We start from the raw sequence: 16,328 nt of genomic DNA, 5'->3' as shown, positions 1-16,328 counted from the left end.
TTCGGCTCGTGCGGAACTTGCAGCGAGCAAAGGTAAGAACGCCCCGCCACATCGTTAACTCGCATGATGATAGCAAATACAACAAGCGAGATGCCTGCAACTTGCAGGCATCTCGCTTTATCTTAATAACGTGGTTGTGAATCAACCGCTAATTGTTACCAGCCCAAGCATGGTCGGGTTTTCCAAGTGCCGCAGATTGCCGTGAAAGAGGAGCGACGCGTACTTTGGTACGCGAGCGACGGTTTGAACGGCAAGGTGCGGTGCCTGGGAAAGCCGCTTATCGATAGGAAACGCTCTGCTGGGAATCCTTGACGACTACGTCGTGGGCGCCGCCTTCGACGATGGAGGTGGAGCTGACCAGCGTTAGGCGCGCCTTTTCCTGGAGCTCGGGGATTGAGAGGGCGCCGCAGTTGCACATCGTGGACTTGACCTTGTAGAGCGTGCCGCCCACGCCGTCCTTGAGGGAACCGGCGTAGGGAACGTAGGAGTCGACGCCCTCGACGAAGCTAAGCTTCGCGGCGCCGCCCAGGTCGTAGCGCTGCCAGTTGCGAGCACGCGCAGAACCCTCGCCCCAGTACTCCTTCATGTACTGACCGTTCACGTTGACGCGCTCGGTCGGGCTCTCGTCAAAGCGGGCGAAGTAACGACCCAGCATCATAAAGTCTGCACCCATGGCAAGGGCGAGCGTCATGTGGTAATCGTAGACGATGCCGCCATCGGAGCACACGGGCACGTAGACGCCGGTCTCCTCGTAGTACTCGTCGCGAGCGCGGCAGACGTCGATCAGCGCGGTGGCCTGGCCACGGCCGATGCCCTTGGTCTCACGGGTGATGCAGATGGAGCCGCCGCCGATACCAACCTTGATGAAGTCGGCACCGCAGTCGGCCAGGAAGCGGAAGCCCTCGGCGTCGACGACGTTGCCGGCACCGACCTTGACGTCCTCGCCGTAGTTGGCGCGGATCCACTCGATGGTGCGCTTCTGCCACTCGCTGAAGCCCTCGGAAGAGTCGATGCACAGGACATCGGCACCGGCCTCGATGAGCAGCGGCACGCGCTCGGCATAGTCGCGGGTGTTGATACCGGCACCGACCATGTAGCGCTTGTCGCCGTCGAGCAGCTCGTTGGGGTTGGTCTTGTGGCTGTCATAGTCCTTGCGGAAGACGATGCCCATGAGGTGATCGTAGTCGTCGACGATGGGCAGGGCGTTGAGCTTATTGTCCCAGATGACGTCGTTGGCAACCTTAAGGCTGATGTTCTTGTCGCCCACGATGAGCTGCTCACGCGGGGTCATGAACTCGGAGACCTTCGTCTGGTGGTCATCGCGACTGGGGCGATAGTCACGGCTGGTGACGATGCCCAGGAGCTTACCCTTGGGAGTGCCGTCGTCGGTAACCGGCATGGTGGAGTGACCGGTCTTCTCCTTGAGCTCGATGACCTGCTCCATGGTCATGTCGGGGGTCAGCGTGGAATCGGACTGAACGAAACCAGCCTTGTGATCCTTGACGGCCTTGACCATAGCGGCCTCGGACTCGGCGCTCTGGGAACCGTAAATGAAGGACAGGCCACCCTCGGTAGCGAGCGCGACACCCATGTCGACGCCCGAGACGGACTGCATGATGGCGGAAACCATGGGGATGTTCAGGGTGATTGCCGGCTTCTCACCGCGCTTGAAGCGGGTCAGCGGCGTCTTAAGAGAGACGTTGTTGGGGATGCACTGCGAGGACGAGTAGCCAGGGACCAGCAGATACTCCGAAAACGTGTGGGACTCACCGGGAAAGAACGTAGCCATGTTTCTCCTTTTTCCATGCGACCGGTCGGCTGCAGGCCTCGTAGGACCCAGCCCAACCTTGGGCGCCCAATACTGGGGAAGTATCTTAACGCACTTTGACTGCTACAATGCATGATTTAAGAAGAGCACACGAGGGTTTGACGCAGGCTTTGCGTTTGCCCAGCAAACACTTTAGCGGGGAGACGTGGAGCACATGGAGTACAAGACGACGGCAAAGTTGGTCATTCAAGCGTGCGACAAAGATCTACCGGGCGTCTTCGGCCACGGCTGCGTCTTGCTGCTGCAGGGTATTGCCCGCGAGCACTCGCTCAACCGCGCCGCCAAGAGCATGGGCATGGCGTATTCCAAGGCCTGGCGCATTGTGAACGAGGCCGAAGGTCAGCTGGGTTGCAAGCTCATCGAGCGCGACGGCGCCCGCGGATCCACCCTCACCCCCGCCGGCGAGCGAGCCATAGCGGTCTACGAGGAGCTGCAGACCGACATCAACAACGTCATCGCCACCAAAGCCAACGATCTCATCGCCAGCATCAAAGAGTAGCCCATTTGGGACGGGGCCTTATAGCCACACAACCCCTTCTCATAAGTTGCGGTGAAATAGGGGCTGTTTATGCCGCTAAAGTCGTAAATCAATCCCTATTTCACCGCAACTTATGGAGTCGAGGATGATTTAGCTACTTGCGGAGGGCGTTGTCTAGGGCGGACGCTACAACCAGGGGGTTGTCGGTGCCGGCGAAGAGGCGGATGGTGCCCCCCTGCTTGCTGCGTGGAGCCGAAAGGCGCGTTGTTGCGCCGCCTGCGGGCGATGTGCGAAACTCCCCAGGCAAAGCATCGAACAGCTCGCCCGCGCTACGTTCGATAAGATCGAACTCTACTGCCGGGCCAAAGCCGTGCTCGAGAATTCCCGTTGCAGCCACATGGTCGGGATGCGAGGTCAGCCCGGGATAGCGCACGTTGCGCACCATCTCGTTCGCGGCCAAATATTCAGCCAGCGCACGGGCGCGATCGAAATGTGCCTGCATGCGGGTGTCGAGCGTGTCGAGCCCGTGCTCTAGAACCTCGGCCTCATCGGAGGACAAGTCGAGCGCGGCCAATCCGCACCACTCGAGCAGCGCATGCGCGCACTCGGCCGCAGCGTCCACGCGATGGCGCTTGAGCTGCGAGCGCGCGACCGAAGCGGCAACGAGCTTGCGTGGAGCCTCACCGGCACACACACGGTCGAGCGCCTCAAGGGACAGCACAGCACCCAGCCGCAGCGGATCGCAGCCAAAGACGTCAGCCACGGTGTTGTCCACAACCAGCAGCGCATGGGCCTCACGCGCCGCCCGACCCAGCGCACGCAGATCGGGCACACGCAGGCCAAAGCCACCGATTGAGTTCACAAACCACCACAGGTGCGGTCCCTCAGCATCAAACGAAGCATCAAATCCCTCGGACGCAGCAGAAAACGCTGCAGCCGATGGCTCCCCCACCAGCACAACATCGCGGCCATCAAAGCCACGAGCAAACGCATCGGCAAAGTCGTCCGCAAAGGCCACCAGGCGGTCACCGGGACGCACGATTCCCAGCAGCGACAGCGCCGCCGGTACATGCGAGGCCGCAACAAGACGCGCCTCACGCGCGCCGGCTCTCAAAGCCCAGGTATCTTCTAGCTGCTGTACGCCCATACGGTACCGTCCCTTCAGAAACAAAAACCCACGATACGGATGTTCCCCGCATCGTGGGCAACGGCTGCAGTATAGCGCCGATATGCGACGAATCGCCTAGATGTTGAGCGCGTGGTAGGTCACGCTCGCACCCGGAGCATCAACGGACACGCCATAGGTCTCGGGATAGATGCGCGTCGAAAACACGAGCGCGCCATCGTTCACAAACACCTCGACCGACGAGACATCGCCAACAATGCGCACGTTACGAACCTCGTTGACGGGCTCCCAGCGCACGGTACGACCGCAGCCGGCAGAAGCGCGACCCTCATCGGTAAATCGCATCTCAAAGCGCGAGGGCAGTCCGCCCTCGGCGGGCACATACGCCAGCTTCAGCTCGCCATCAACAATCGCGGTAAACGCGCCGTCGACACCGTCGACAGCAAGGTCAAAGCAGGTATCGCCGTCAACCTCCAACGAGCCCTCCCCCACACGCACCGAGGCATAATGGCGCTCGATCTCGCACGCCGGCTGCTGCAGCACCACGCCGCCGTCACCGGCCGTAAGCTCGCGCGGCACCGTCATGCAGTGCTGCCAGCCGCACGCCACGGTGGGCGCGTTGCCATAGGTCGGCTCATCGGACATACCCATCCAGCCAATCAGAATGTGGCGACCGTCCTCGGCCGTGAACTCCTGCGGAGCATAGAAGTCAAAACCGGCGTCCCACAGGCGGAACTCGCCCAGCTCATAGACACCGTCACCACCCGTAATGTCGCCCGTTACAGGCATGTAGCCCGCTGCATACACATTGCCGCGGTCCCAACGACCGCCCTCGAGCCCCTGGGGCGAGAACGACAAAAATGCAGCGGTATCGCCATTCGCATCGAGCTCGATATAGCCGGGGCACTCCCACATAAAGCCAAAGCGCTCGGGCGTAGACACACGACTCTCGAGCTCCCAACTCAGCATATCGGCCGAGCCATACACCAGGATCTCGCCCACATCGCGCCCGGCACCCTCGCCGTGCATGGCGCAAAATCGACTATCGGCATGCGGCCCATCCACGCGACGACGCGCGCCCAGCACCATGTGGTAACGCCCGTCATCATCGCGCCACACCTTGGGGTCACGCACGTGGCAGGTCAAATCCTCGGGATAATCATCGGACGCCAGCACCACGCGCTTTTGGCTGAACTCCCGACCGGCAAGGCCATCAACGCTCTCGACATAAACAGTATCGGCGCGACGGCCGGTATTGACGTAGTCGTACGTGCCGTCCGCATCGGAAAGCTTAACGTTGCCCGTATAGAGCACGCGAATGCGGCCGTCCTCGGCAAGCGCGGAGCCTGAATACACGCCATGGCAATCGAACGGCTCGTCGGGCAGCAGCGGGGCGCCAACATATTCCCAGTTCATAAGGTCGCGGCTTGTGGCATGGCCCCACATCTTTACGCCACCGTTCACATCAAACGGGGCATACTGGAAGTACGCGTGAAACACGCCGCCCGCTTGGCAAAGACCGTTGGGGTCGTTGAGCCAGCCCGCCGGCGGCATAATATGGAAGCGCTGGCCATACGCGCCATGGCCGCACTCAGAGGCGGCAGCGTCAACAGCGGCAACCAGCTTTGCAAGGTCGCGGCCAAGTGCATTAGACATATCAAAGTCCTAACGGATCGAAAGTAACAAGGCGCCAGAGATCGACACCGGATACGGGAAACGCCCGCGAGCATACAACCCGCGGGCACCCTTCAATCAAAAGCTCTTAGGCCTGCTCGGAAGCCTTGGGCTCGTCCTTGTACAGGACAAACGAGACGCCAAAGGAAACCAGCGCGGCGACCGCAAACATGATCGCGTACTGCACGGGCTGGGCCAGGCACAGCAGGATACCGAAGATACCCGTAACGCCCGTACCGGAAGCGGCGAGCGAGGTGAGCGCGCAGACCAGGGCGCCGCAGCCGCCGCCGATGCAGCCAGCGATGAAGGGCTTAAAGAAGCGCAGGTTCACACCAAAGATGGCAGGCTCGGTAATACCCATGAAGGCGGACAGAGCCGAAGGAAGCGCTAGGCCCTTGATCTTGGCATCGTGGGTCTTAAAGGCAACGGCAAGCGCGGCGCCGCCCTGGGCGATGTTGGCGGCACTGGCAATGGGCAGCCAATAGGTCACGCCGTACTGGGCAAGCTGGCCCAGGTCGATGGCGGTGTACATCTGGTGAATACCGGTGACGACCGTGGGGGCATAGAACAGGCCGACGATAAAGGAACCGATGCCAAAGGGCAGGGTGAGCAGAGCCTGGATCAGACCGAGGACGGCATTCTCGGCCCACACAAAGACGGGACCGACAGCGATAAGCGTCACGAGCACGGTCACGAACACGGAGACAAGCGGGGTTACAAAGAGGTCGAACATCTCGGGAACGATCTTGTGCAGACGCTTCTCGAGGAAGGCAAGGATCGCGCAAGCGATGACGATGGGGATGACGTGGCCCTGATAGCCAACCCACTCAAAGCTGTACACGCCGGGGATGACGGTGACCATGGTCTGCACGCCCTCGGAGGCGACCGTGTAGGAGCTCTGCAGCGAGGAGTTGATGAACGCGCCGCCGACGACGGCGCCCAGGTACGGATTAGCGCCGAAAGCCTTGGCCGCGGAGTAGCCAATCAGGATCTGCAGGATGCCAAAGGACGTACCCGAGACCAGGTCGGCAATCTTGTAGATGCAGTTATTGGTGTCGAGCGCGATAAAGCCGTTGGAGGCCATAAAGTTGAGGGCGCTCATGATGCCCAGCAGCAGGCCCGAAGCCACGATGGCGGGAATGATGGGAACGAAGATATCGCCGAGGACCTTAATGGCGCGCATAAAGATGTTCTGCTGCTGCGCCGCGGCCTCCTTGACCTCAGCCTTGGAAGCAGCATTGATGCCGCCGAGGGCGATGAACTCGTCATAGACCTTGTTGACGGTACCGGTGCCAAAAATAATCTGGAGCTGGCCTTGGGCCTCAAAGACGCCCTTGGCACCGTCGATATTCTCGATGGCTTCCTTGTCGACCCTTGCGTTGTCGGCAATCACCAGGCGCAGACGCGTGGCGCAATGCGCGGCCGACACGACGTTGCCGGCGCCACCGATGTTGTCGAGCACCTCTTGGGCTGATTTGCGGTAGTCCATGACTTCCCTTTCGTCTAACGGGCGTTTTACACCTGGCCATCTTTGACACTTACACTGTAATCGTTTTCAGTTTCATATTACTGTAATCGTTTTCATATAGCGGTAAACGGTAGATTTTCGCCGGTGAAAGGTAGTTTGGGACAAATAACAGTGGTCCGAAGATAGCGGCGGGCGCCCAAAACCTAGACATTCATAAGCTGATGACCGAGCTTGAGCGTACGCAGGCCGCCCTCCCCTTCCACGCCATCGAGCGTGTCGAGCAGCATATTGGTGGCCTCGACGCCACTGGTCAGATAGCCATAATGGACGGTGGGAATGCCGCCCGTCAGCGCGCGCAAAAACGCGTTGTCGCCAAATCCGCTCACGCGATGTAAGCCCTCGCCCACGCCACGCGCCTCATCAAGAGCGCGCAGGGCGCCGGCGGCCATGGTATCGGTCGCGCAGGCGATAAACGAGACGTCGGGCACGTCGGCCAACAACTCGCGCGCCGCACGATATCCCGAGTCGAGCGTGAAGGAGCCACGACGCACCAGGTGGGGATCGAGCACAACCCCCGCAGCCAGCAAGCCTGCCTCAAAGCCACGGCGTCGGTCGTAGCCCGCGGCGCGGTCTTCTTCGGTAACACCGATGTAGGCGATCTTTCCCTCCACGCGCCCCACGAGCGCATGGCCCAGCTCATATGCCGCCTCGTAATCGTCATGGTAGACGCAGGCCGCGCCCTCGACGTTTTGGCCAATCAGCACAATGGGCACGCGGCACGATGCAATAGCCGCACGATGCTCATCGGTAATCATGGTCGCTACCAGCACGATGCCATCGACCGGGTGGTTCTGGAACAAGTCGAGGTACTCGAGCTCACGCTCGGCAACGTTGTCGGTGTTGGCGAGCAACATCTGATACCCGCGGCGACCAAGCACCTGGCCAATGCCTGCGGTAATTCGGCTCACCGACTCGGAGTTAATCTTAGGCACGATGACACCGATGAGCTTGGTAGAGCCGGTACGCAAGGCACGAGCCTGGTTGGACCGCACATAGCCGGTCTGCTCGATCGCCTGTTTAATGCGCTCGGCCTTATCAGCCGAGATATATCCACCGTTGAGATAGCGCGAAACCGCGGCGTTCGAAACACCCGCCAGCTCGGCGACATCCTTCATCTTTACCACGAGTACCCCCGTCGTTGAAATCGCTTTCAACATGATACCCGTGCGAACGACCGCATGACGTAGCGATTACATGATAGAGAAACGCGTGGAAACTAATGAGTCACTTGAGACACGTCGAGTGATAATCACTTCGCGGCCAGTTTTACCAGACGAGAATCACCCTGGCTGCATAATCGAAGAATACGGCCATGCAGAACTTGACCTGAGCGGCAGCCTCACGGACTTATCCAGGAAGGCCTCGGTGCCGCGTCTCGAAGAGTCGCAATTCACAATCCCGGTCAATCCTCTGCCAAGAACCCGTTGCGAACTTAGACTTACCAACAACACGTCAGCAAAGTTGCATACAAGCAGATAATCGCACGCAATTTCGCCTATTCTCAATTGAGATGTAAGTTTTGACAGGCCGAATCTTACATCCAAACAAAAAAGAGGGCCGACGCATCAACCCTCTTCAGGTGTCGCCCGAAGGCTCCCACCGCAATTGACTTTAATTTAGCCGATATCCCTTGTTTGTCTACAGGCTCTGCCACAAGTAGAAATTATCTTCACTTTTAGGGAGCAGCTCTTAAAAAGCAGCTATGTAACTAAGAAGCGCATCCATCTTGTTCCCAACCCCAGTCGTTTCTATCTCATGAAAGTCCAAAGAAGACAGGGGGCCATGCAAATCTTCAGGGACGCCAGAGAGGTCGCCGCGGTAGGTCTCCCGGTCAGCCGCCATCGCGGTTCCTAAAAAGAGGAAAGGCAGCCATCCCAAGAAGGACAGCCGCCTTTCCTCTGGACGCGGGACCCGTAGGTTACCCTCGTCAATACCGCTTTTTAGATAGGCTACTGATTATCAATCCGTAAGTCAAAGCTGCAAATTTGAGGCAAGCGACAATCATGTAATTCAAATCAAGACACACATGATTTTCAACCAAATCAAACGATGTCTGGCTAGCATATCAGGCATTGCACGCATAAAAAAGGGCAAGACTCTCAGTTTGAAAGCGTCACCCTTAAAGCTCCCAAAGAGCTTTTGTATTGCAGGAAGATACTCTACACCATCTTCCCTTGATTGGCAGGTCGAAACAGACACCATTGTGATTTCAAGCAGAAAGCGTTATATTAAGTATGCATTTGCACGTGGTGTTCGCACTATACGCTCAGATGCCATAGTTTACAAAGACGGCCTTCTTCATAGACGCTAGGTGGGATTACTCACTAGTAGCCGATATGTCGAAGGCCTTCTTGTACTTAAGAAAATCATACATTCTAATAAGCCGTTTTAGCTCGCTATTACCGTGGATTATCTTGCGATCGTCCGTGATGAGCGCCCTCAGATACTCGAGCAACTCACTTAAATCGAGCTCATCCTCCTCAAATAGCCACAGAGAATTGAGCACAGGGGTCATTTAAAAGTGAACAGTTTAATCAGGAGCGCCGCACCCCTGGGAGCGGGGCGCAACGCTCGATCCATTGTTCTCCCGGACGGGCAATTTGGCGAGATCACTCGGAAAGGATGGATGAAGCAGCCGTGCGGTTACACCAACATTTCCGACGCGATCGTAATTGAATCAATGGGTGCCTTGTTCATACTTAATCGCCTCATGATGAAAGAGCTCAACGAAGTCGCATATCAGACAATAGATCGCTCCAGGCTGTTTAAACTGTGCGATTCTATGGACGAAACCGAAACATCAATCCACTACGGTAGCAGCGGTTTCCCATTACAATCAATACGTGAGGCACCCCATGCGCGGATATAACAAGGGTCCGAAAGCTGCTCGAGGCCCTTGGATTCGTTGGGCGAATTAACGACGATTCCGAGCTCCACGGACGCCTTGAGGCGTTACGTTATTTACCCCGAAGTCAAGATATTATCGATTAGATTTCCTGAAAGGAGGCAATATGGACAACCTTCGGTTCAACATCTCGATACCTTCCGATGAAGACGGCTGCGTACTTTTCCAATGTCCGAACTGCGGAGAGCTATTCAAAGTCGTCGTTGATGAGTATGAGAGTGATTCCGTCCTAGATATCCACTGCCCTCTGTGCGGCCTTATCTCGGACAACTTCTTCACACCGGACGTCATCGACCTGGCCTTATCAAAAACAGCGAATGTGGTCGTGCCGGAGCTAGAAGAACTGCTTAAGAAGGAGCTTGGCGGAAAGGGCAATGATCACGTCTCTTTCAGTGTGAAATCATACAATGAAGAGGAACCCGAGATTCCCATCCGGCAAGCAATCGAAGCCCTTCAGAAGGTAACCTGCAAGGACTGCAAGCGCATATCAAAGGTGTCCCCTGCACTTGCGATGTCTTTATACACATGCCCCTACTGCGGAATAGGACAATTCAATGGATTCTGAGAAGATTGAGCTGCGAAAACTACTCTTCAAGCATAGTGCTGAAGCCAGCAATCTTTTAAGGTCTGACTACAATGACCTCAACACAGCCCTCACTCGCTACCTCAACTTTATTGATGGGCAGCCTGTAACACGAGCGTTCATTGAGGATTGCGTGGCAAACCATTTGCCTAGCGGGTTCGACAAAAACGCCGAAATCGATAAAGTAAATTCGGACCCATATACCATATTTAACTTCCCGCCTAGCTGCGAGGGCGAAAGCGCCGTAACGTATCTCGTACTCAAAGCAATAGTCGACAGAAAGCTATGCCAGTCGTTTCACCTCCTTCTAGGCTATGCACACGGTTCAAGGAAATATGACGATATGGCCGAAGGCTTCCTGAATGACGTAGCGAGACGCCTCGTAAACGGAGTCAATCAGGCCATCACACTAAAGGGCATCGAACTAGGATTGGATGAATCCGTGACACAGGTAAACAATTTCGGCAACTCGGGAGCCGCCATCGCTTCCCAGACAACGAACGGGTCAAGTACGACCATCAATCAGTCAAACGGCATAGACGTTAACGCGCTCAACGACATAATCGGAAAACTGGAAAGCTCCCTCCACGAGCTTTCCAGTGAGAACAGGACAATTGCTGCGGATGCAATCGCCGCGATGAAAGACGTTTTTGAGACTCCGCAGCCTAAACCGTCAATACTAAAGTCGCTATGGAACACCCTAAAGGGCATCAACGAAGGGGCTACGTTTATTGAGAACGTAACGAAGCTGGGCGTACTCATCGCCCCTATTCTTCCTGGAATTATCGGATAGACTAAGTATGGTCGTCCCTAGCCCCCCATGGCGTTTCCAATCAATTTGAGATGGCATATTCAAGGCGTTGACCGGAATTGAACATTCCGGTCAACTGCCCACATTCGAAATATCTCTACACAACAAAAGGAGTGTGAAATGAGCGACTCTGTTTCAAAATTACTAATAGAGAGATACGGAGTGATGGTCTTTCTCGTTGTAATATTCGTTCTTGCAATAATTGCGATCTTGCATTTTGGCATCAAATTCGACATCAATATGTATATTGCAAGCCGCAAAGAACGACACCGAAAGTTAGCACAGAGCTACTGCCCGCATTTGGATTTTATTCCTCGTGATGATAATAGTGTTCAAGTTAGCCCGCTCTTTTACTCGCCGCCAGGAACACTGAACTGGTTTTGCTCTCGATGCGGGGCCGTTTTACCTTACGAACCCAATCAAGAGGAAGTCGAAGCTAAGGCGACTTATTATCTCAACCATCCAAAAGCTTACAAAAAAGCAATGAAGAGTTTCGATAAGCATGCGAAAAAATCTCTCTAGATTATTATTAACGTCCATAAGGTGGTATCGGCAGCTGCGAGTGAGTGAGTATTTGCCCGCATAAGCACCGCTAAATATTGCGAATCAACACGGTCAGTATCGGCATGGTCAAGACCAGCATTTGACAACGACATAAGGTCAGCCGCTGACAAAAAACGACAATGGACTATTTGCCGATTCAGGTGCCCAAGCACAATAATGTCGGCACTGTTTCGCAATATTAAATTGTACTCAAGCGCGCAAGAACTAACAAAGTTTCGCCTTAGTCTTAACCAATGACAAACAGACGGCCAGCCGTTATTTCCGCTGAATCTTAAGGCCCCTCCGATTACTAAGGAGGTAAGCATCTTTATGCTCCTTAGAGATTTCGAAGCTTGAGAGAATCTTATTCTGAGATTCAGGCGACCAATAAATATGAAGTCTTTCTCGCGCCCTCGTTATTGCCGTATAAAACACACTGTGAGTAATGCGCTCCTCAACGTCCTTCGTAATAATCAGCTTTACGGATGAGTACTCTAGTCCTTGCGCTTTATGGACAGACACCGCATACGCCACCTGAAACGGCACGATACAGTCCTCGCCAACATCCTCACCGTCTCGATCCTTGGCTTTCTTAACTGAAAAGCGCAGATACGTCTCTCCATCACGAAAATCTAAATACTCCAACCCGTCGTAATGAAGAACGGAAAGCTCGGAGGCGATAATGGGAACAGCAACCGTAAATTGCATCTCGTCTTTGGAAATTGCTTCCATTCCCACAAGACGCCCTTTTAGATTGTTATATAACAACGGATAAAACCGCTCAGACTCATTGAACAAGGCTCTGTTAGACCAAATTTGACACGATCGGCTGTTCGTCGAACCGGAAAATAATCGGGCTACCCCCGTCCATCGCGGTCCCCGCCCTCCCCGTCAGCCTTCCCCTCAGATCCCAGCCTGACGTCGAAGGGCAGGCCGCCCTCGCGGATCACCGCCCTGAGGAATATGTTCATGGCGCCCGACATGGAGAGCCCGAGCTCGTCGAGCACGGCTGCGGCCTCCCTTTTGACCTCGGGATCGATTCTTATCGTGGTGGCCGGGACGTTCGATGTCATTGCCGCTCCTTCCGCGGTCGCTGCTCCGTGGCCACCATTTTAATTCGCTAGGCCGCCCGCCCGTCCCAGTAGTCCATGAGGGGAGGCTCGAGGCCGAACATGTCGCGGACGCGGGTCGAGCAGGAGCCGTTGGCGAGCTGGCGGGCGACCGTGGACTCCGCCGCGCGCGAACCCGCCGCCATGAAGGTGCGGCACCAGCGGAACCAGTCGAGGTAGGCTCCCAAGTGCTTGGTGGACACTCCCTTGAAGCGGGCCATGAACGAGCCGAGGAGCGAATGGACGGCGTTGATGCGGTTGATGGTGCCCTCCGAGCGGTCCTTGGAATCATAGGATTCATGCGAGGCGACCTTCAGGTCGCGCAGCACGTCGATGTACGCGGTCGCCTTGTCCGTGGCGACGACCGCGCCCGCGCCGATGCGGTCGCGAAGGGCCTCCGCCGCACGCTTGCGCGAGACAACGCCGCGGCCCGAGACCTCGAAGAAGGTGGCGTCCGTGTCGCTAACGCCCGTCATGACGCAGATCTGCTCGCGGGAGAGGCCGCGCCTGTGGACCTGCTTGCCGCGGTGGCGAGCCTTTCTCGGCAGGGTGAAGGAGCCTTTTGAATGGTTGCCCTTGAAGGACTCGGGGAAGTACGTCTCGTCGAGCTCGCAAGCCTGCCCCTGCCCCACATGGAACGTGGGCGAGTATTCCTTCAGGCACTCAATGAGCCTGTGGCGCATGGTGTAGGCGGTCTTGAGGCAGACACCGCAGCGGCCGGCGCACTCGCGGAGAGGGAGCATGAGGGCGAAGCACTCGGCATAGGCCATCCAGGTCTCGCGGGGCAACTTGCTCGTGCCGAGGATCCGGTCGGTGGAGCCGGAGAACGTCCTGCCGCAGTCGCGGCAGAGGTAGCGCTGCTCGCCGTTCCTGGACTTGCCCTTCTTGACGATAGCGACCGAGCCGCAACGGGGGCAGCGCTCTACCTCATAGCCATCTCCCGCCGCATCGTCGAACATGGCGGCGCGGACGACGTCCCCGACCAACTCGACGGCTTTACGGCGCTCGGTCCTGCTGAGCTTCGCCAGGCTCTTCTTGAGGGTGATGACCAGGTCGTCTGCATCCATGGGCGCTCCTTCGACGTTAATTGAAGGGTACCGCCTCGCGGTGACATCGTTTTTATGTCAACCTTGGTCTAACAGAGCCTTGAACAAAATTGGGTCGCCGACTTTATACGTATGATAATTCCAGACAACGGCCTCGTTCTTATTTCCCGACTGCAAGATTTTGTTCATATTATTAATGCCATAGAGGCCATCATAGTTGAGACATAAGACAATCTCATCATCATTCATTCTGCTAATTACAGAGTCATCAAGATTCGACGTAAAATCGCAAGAAATAAGAATTTCAGCGATATCAGGACTCACATTCCTGACAGCATGCCATAGTTTTAGCAAATCATCATTCTTCGTGCGCCATGGTTTATCAAATTCATGGATGCACTTATCAGGCAAGAAGTCTCGAGCCAATGAAAACCAGTTTCCAAACTTAATGGACTCAATCTGTCTCACATCGCCAACAAGCAATAGCAGTTTAAACCGATTAGAATCAATAATAGATTTCATATCGCTATTGCAGACAGTGCTGCATTCGTCAACGATTAAGATGTCGCAATCTGGCACACGATTCAAATACTTCGCGACGGTCATAAATTCGCAATTCTTATCATTTATTTTTCTTCTAAGGCTATCTACGGCAGGATTTGTATTAGCGATAGCAAGTTTGCTTTCATTTTGCAGAAAAGCGCAAACGATGTTGACCATGGTTGTTTTTCCGGTACCAGCCGAACCGTAGATGAACGCGACGCTCGTTTCGGCAAACATGGACTTTAGAGCATCTATTTTTTCTGAATCATCCAACTTGCAGCTTGGATCTTTAAGCCATGATTCACATAAAGCAGTATAGCCTTTGACCCCGGCACCAGACAGTTTTAAAAGCCCGCGTATAATACAAGTGAGTTCGTCTTCGACTCCCTTAACAAATAGATGCCCGTTCTCATGCACGAGATCCCTTGAATGATGTCTAAAATACAAAGCGCTATTAAATGAGGCAATCAGTTCATCAACATCCGAGAAGGTTGTAATTTCGGTATCCCTAAGATACAGAGCATTAGAATCGATTGTCTCCGCGGTCACCCTACGAGCAAGAAAGTTATCTTCATACGGATCTGGATCAATACATTGATACAAATCCTCGACAGCGACTACATGCCCAATAAGACTCGTGCAATACGGCTGCCGATCAAAGGGGGCACAGCCGTTTTTCAAATAAAGGTCACCGAGACGGCTATTCGGACTTACAGTCAATTGTTCCTCTATAACCCTGTTACGAGGTTTAGACAAAAGATACTTTAGAACATTAGATCCATTTGAGCCAGCACTCAAAAACTCATGCGCAGAGCTAAGCAAGGTGTGTACCGGACAGGCATTTCCCGAAGATGCTATCTCCCCCATCACAGAAATAAACTCGTCATCAGGGAGTAGAGCAATGTCGCAAAGCGTCATCCCGGTATGGGTCATTAGGTTCATAAGTGATCTATAGCTAGTGTATTGGCCAGTAAGCCACACTGCATCAGGGCCTCTAAGTATCTTTATAAGATTATTCAACTCACAGGGGCGTACTGAAACCGCATATGCATCAACAATCGTAACAGGAAGAGTAAAGCCAAGACCGTCGATACTCGTGCGCTTAGTCGAAACCACCACTGAATAATTAGTGGGCATTCTGAAAGATGAATAAACAAGTATACGATCAAATTTGCTACAAGAATCGAATGCGGGGACAAGTGTCGCCTCATAATAGACAGAATCCCCAACAAAGAAAGGCTTAGCAGCTCTAACGTAAAAACGGTCCTTCTCAATTTCAACAGCATTGGCACTCATGAAATCATTGATTTTATGAGCTATCTCTTCATGGTATTTAGCCAAGCCGGGATCGGTGTCCAGAGGAATCTTACTCAAATTGGCAAGAATTGTAAGGCCGAGTTTATCGAATGCATAACGTTTCAAGCACAGCAAATTTTCGTAATACTTCAACAAAAGGCGCTCTGCAGAATCTTCACTTGGAACATAGTGCGAAACGACCTTTTGTAAATAATGATGGAACTTAGCAATAAACCGAGTCTCGCTGTTCTTGCTCATATCTTTAATAGCAACCGAACATAATTTAAAGTAGTCGCCTTCGATGGGCCTGTTGCCATAAGTTGCATACATTGCAATGTGCTCAACAAGATGACGCAGATAACCCACAACGTCTCTTGAAACGGCTGACCTGCCCTCGAATTCAAGTCTATCAATTGAATGCTCTACAGCGTCGTTTGCATTGTAAAGCTCCTTAAGAGGGTTTCTCATAAGCCTCGCTCCTCCATCGTAATTTTCGACCCCCCAATATGGCTTAACGGCCAAGAAATCTTTACATCAATTAAGATGTCCATCCGATGTCCATCAATAATGATAGCCGCACCCAAACAACACTTCCGAGCCAAACGACGAAGCCGGGTAACGCATAATTACTTTCACAAATTGACAAACACATAGAGGAACACGGTCCACGCGTCGTCATATGATTTCAGGCGAGTAAACAACAAATCATCGACGAAAGGGGCGCGAGCCGAGTCCGCAAACATCGCATCGATCGACGATGGGTCGCTCGACGCGCTGCTCGACGAGGAGGCGTCCAAGCTTGTCGGGGCCGAGCGCTATGAGAGGACGGCGGGCCGGGAGGCCTACCGCGGCGGCCAC

Annotated in this window: 14 protein-coding genes and 1 pseudogene; 5 read left to right on the top strand and 10 right to left on the bottom strand. The window is 54.6% G+C overall.

What is annotated here, in order from left to right; translation table 11 throughout:
• Window positions 1-277: 277 nt before the first annotated feature.
• On the bottom strand, window positions 278-1,789 hold the full coding sequence (locus tag ACGHIZ_RS05330; RefSeq protein WP_035138103.1) for an IMP dehydrogenase: 1,512 nt from the start codon (window positions 1,787-1,789) through the stop codon (window positions 278-280).
• A gap of 193 nt (window positions 1,790-1,982) precedes the next feature.
• On the opposite strand from ACGHIZ_RS05330, the gene ACGHIZ_RS05325 reads away from it, so the two are divergent.
• On the top strand, window positions 1,983-2,327 hold the full coding sequence (locus tag ACGHIZ_RS05325; RefSeq protein ID WP_195445260.1) for a winged helix-turn-helix domain-containing protein: 345 nt from the start codon (window positions 1,983-1,985) through the stop codon (window positions 2,325-2,327).
• 133 nt (window positions 2,328-2,460) lie between these two features.
• Here ACGHIZ_RS05325 and ACGHIZ_RS05320 read toward each other — a convergent pair whose 3' ends face one another.
• From ACGHIZ_RS05320 to ACGHIZ_RS05300, 5 genes are all read right to left on the bottom strand, one after another.
• Window positions 2,461-3,453, bottom strand: coding sequence for a PLP-dependent transferase (locus ACGHIZ_RS05320; protein ID WP_271736330.1), 993 nt, complete (start codon window positions 3,451-3,453; stop codon window positions 2,461-2,463).
• A gap of 96 nt (window positions 3,454-3,549) precedes the next feature.
• The gene (locus ACGHIZ_RS05315; RefSeq protein WP_390449722.1) at window positions 3,550-5,088 is read right to left on the bottom strand and encodes a GH32 C-terminal domain-containing protein; all 1,539 of its coding nucleotides are present in this window, start codon (window positions 5,086-5,088) and stop codon (window positions 3,550-3,552) included.
• Between the two features lie 106 nt (window positions 5,089-5,194).
• Window positions 5,195-6,595 carry a PTS transporter subunit EIIC gene (locus ACGHIZ_RS05310; protein WP_196022607.1) on the bottom strand — a complete coding sequence of 467 codons (1,401 nt, stop codon included), beginning with the start codon at window positions 6,593-6,595 and terminating at the stop codon, window positions 5,195-5,197.
• 182 nt (window positions 6,596-6,777) lie between these two features.
• Window positions 6,778-7,749 (bottom strand): LacI family DNA-binding transcriptional regulator, encoded by a 972-nt coding sequence (locus tag ACGHIZ_RS05305; protein ID WP_230320349.1) that lies wholly within the window; start codon window positions 7,747-7,749, stop codon window positions 6,778-6,780.
• A gap of 1,202 nt (window positions 7,750-8,951) precedes the next feature.
• Entirely contained in the window at window positions 8,952-9,140 is a 189-nt protein-coding gene (locus ACGHIZ_RS05300; protein ID WP_138112350.1) for a hypothetical protein, read from the bottom strand.
• Between the two features lie 505 nt (window positions 9,141-9,645).
• Between ACGHIZ_RS05300 and ACGHIZ_RS05295 the strand changes: the two genes are divergently transcribed.
• The 3 genes from ACGHIZ_RS05295 (at window position 9,646) to ACGHIZ_RS05285 (ending at window position 11,455) form a co-directional block, all read left to right on the top strand.
• Complete coding sequence (locus ACGHIZ_RS05295; protein ID WP_138112348.1) at window positions 9,646-10,104, top strand: TFIIB-type zinc ribbon-containing protein; 459 nt, start codon at window positions 9,646-9,648, stop codon at window positions 10,102-10,104.
• The gene (locus ACGHIZ_RS05290; protein ID WP_390449717.1) at window positions 10,094-10,915 is read left to right on the top strand and encodes a hypothetical protein; all 822 of its coding nucleotides are present in this window, start codon (window positions 10,094-10,096) and stop codon (window positions 10,913-10,915) included. The genes ACGHIZ_RS05295 and ACGHIZ_RS05290 overlap by 11 nt, the downstream gene beginning before the upstream one ends.
• Before the next feature lie 138 nt (window positions 10,916-11,053).
• Complete coding sequence (locus tag ACGHIZ_RS05285; RefSeq protein WP_138112344.1) at window positions 11,054-11,455, top strand: hypothetical protein; 402 nt, start codon at window positions 11,054-11,056, stop codon at window positions 11,453-11,455.
• Window positions 11,456-11,752: 297 nt separating this feature from the next.
• On the opposite strand, the gene ACGHIZ_RS05280 is transcribed toward ACGHIZ_RS05285, so the two are convergent.
• The 4 genes from ACGHIZ_RS05280 to ACGHIZ_RS05265 form a co-directional block, all read right to left on the bottom strand.
• Window positions 11,753-12,208, bottom strand: a complete 456-nt coding sequence (locus ACGHIZ_RS05280) for an ATP-binding domain-containing protein (protein WP_390449714.1) — start codon at window positions 12,206-12,208, stop codon at window positions 11,753-11,755.
• Between the two features lie 125 nt (window positions 12,209-12,333).
• The gene (locus ACGHIZ_RS05275) at window positions 12,334-12,549 is read right to left on the bottom strand and encodes a type II toxin-antitoxin system RelB/DinJ family antitoxin (RefSeq protein ID WP_390446660.1); all 216 of its coding nucleotides are present in this window, start codon (window positions 12,547-12,549) and stop codon (window positions 12,334-12,336) included.
• Between the two features lie 47 nt (window positions 12,550-12,596).
• The gene (locus ACGHIZ_RS05270) at window positions 12,597-13,652 is read right to left on the bottom strand and encodes an IS1595 family transposase (protein WP_390446657.1); all 1,056 of its coding nucleotides are present in this window, start codon (window positions 13,650-13,652) and stop codon (window positions 12,597-12,599) included.
• 57 nt (window positions 13,653-13,709) lie between these two features.
• Window positions 13,710-15,938 (bottom strand): AAA family ATPase, encoded by a 2,229-nt coding sequence (locus ACGHIZ_RS05265; RefSeq protein ID WP_390449711.1) that lies wholly within the window; start codon window positions 15,936-15,938, stop codon window positions 13,710-13,712.
• Window positions 15,939-16,211: 273 nt separating this feature from the next.
• On the opposite strand from ACGHIZ_RS05265, the pseudogene ACGHIZ_RS05260 reads away from it, so the two are divergent.
• A pseudogene (locus ACGHIZ_RS05260) lies at window positions 16,212-16,328 on the top strand (hypothetical protein); the annotation flags it as partial.

The sequence above is a fragment of the Collinsella sp. i05-0019-G5 genome (genome assembly GCF_042851345.1).
Taxonomy (GTDB): Bacteria; Actinomycetota; Coriobacteriia; order Coriobacteriales; family Coriobacteriaceae; genus Collinsella.
This window is presented reverse-complemented; position numbering and strand designations above follow the sequence as displayed.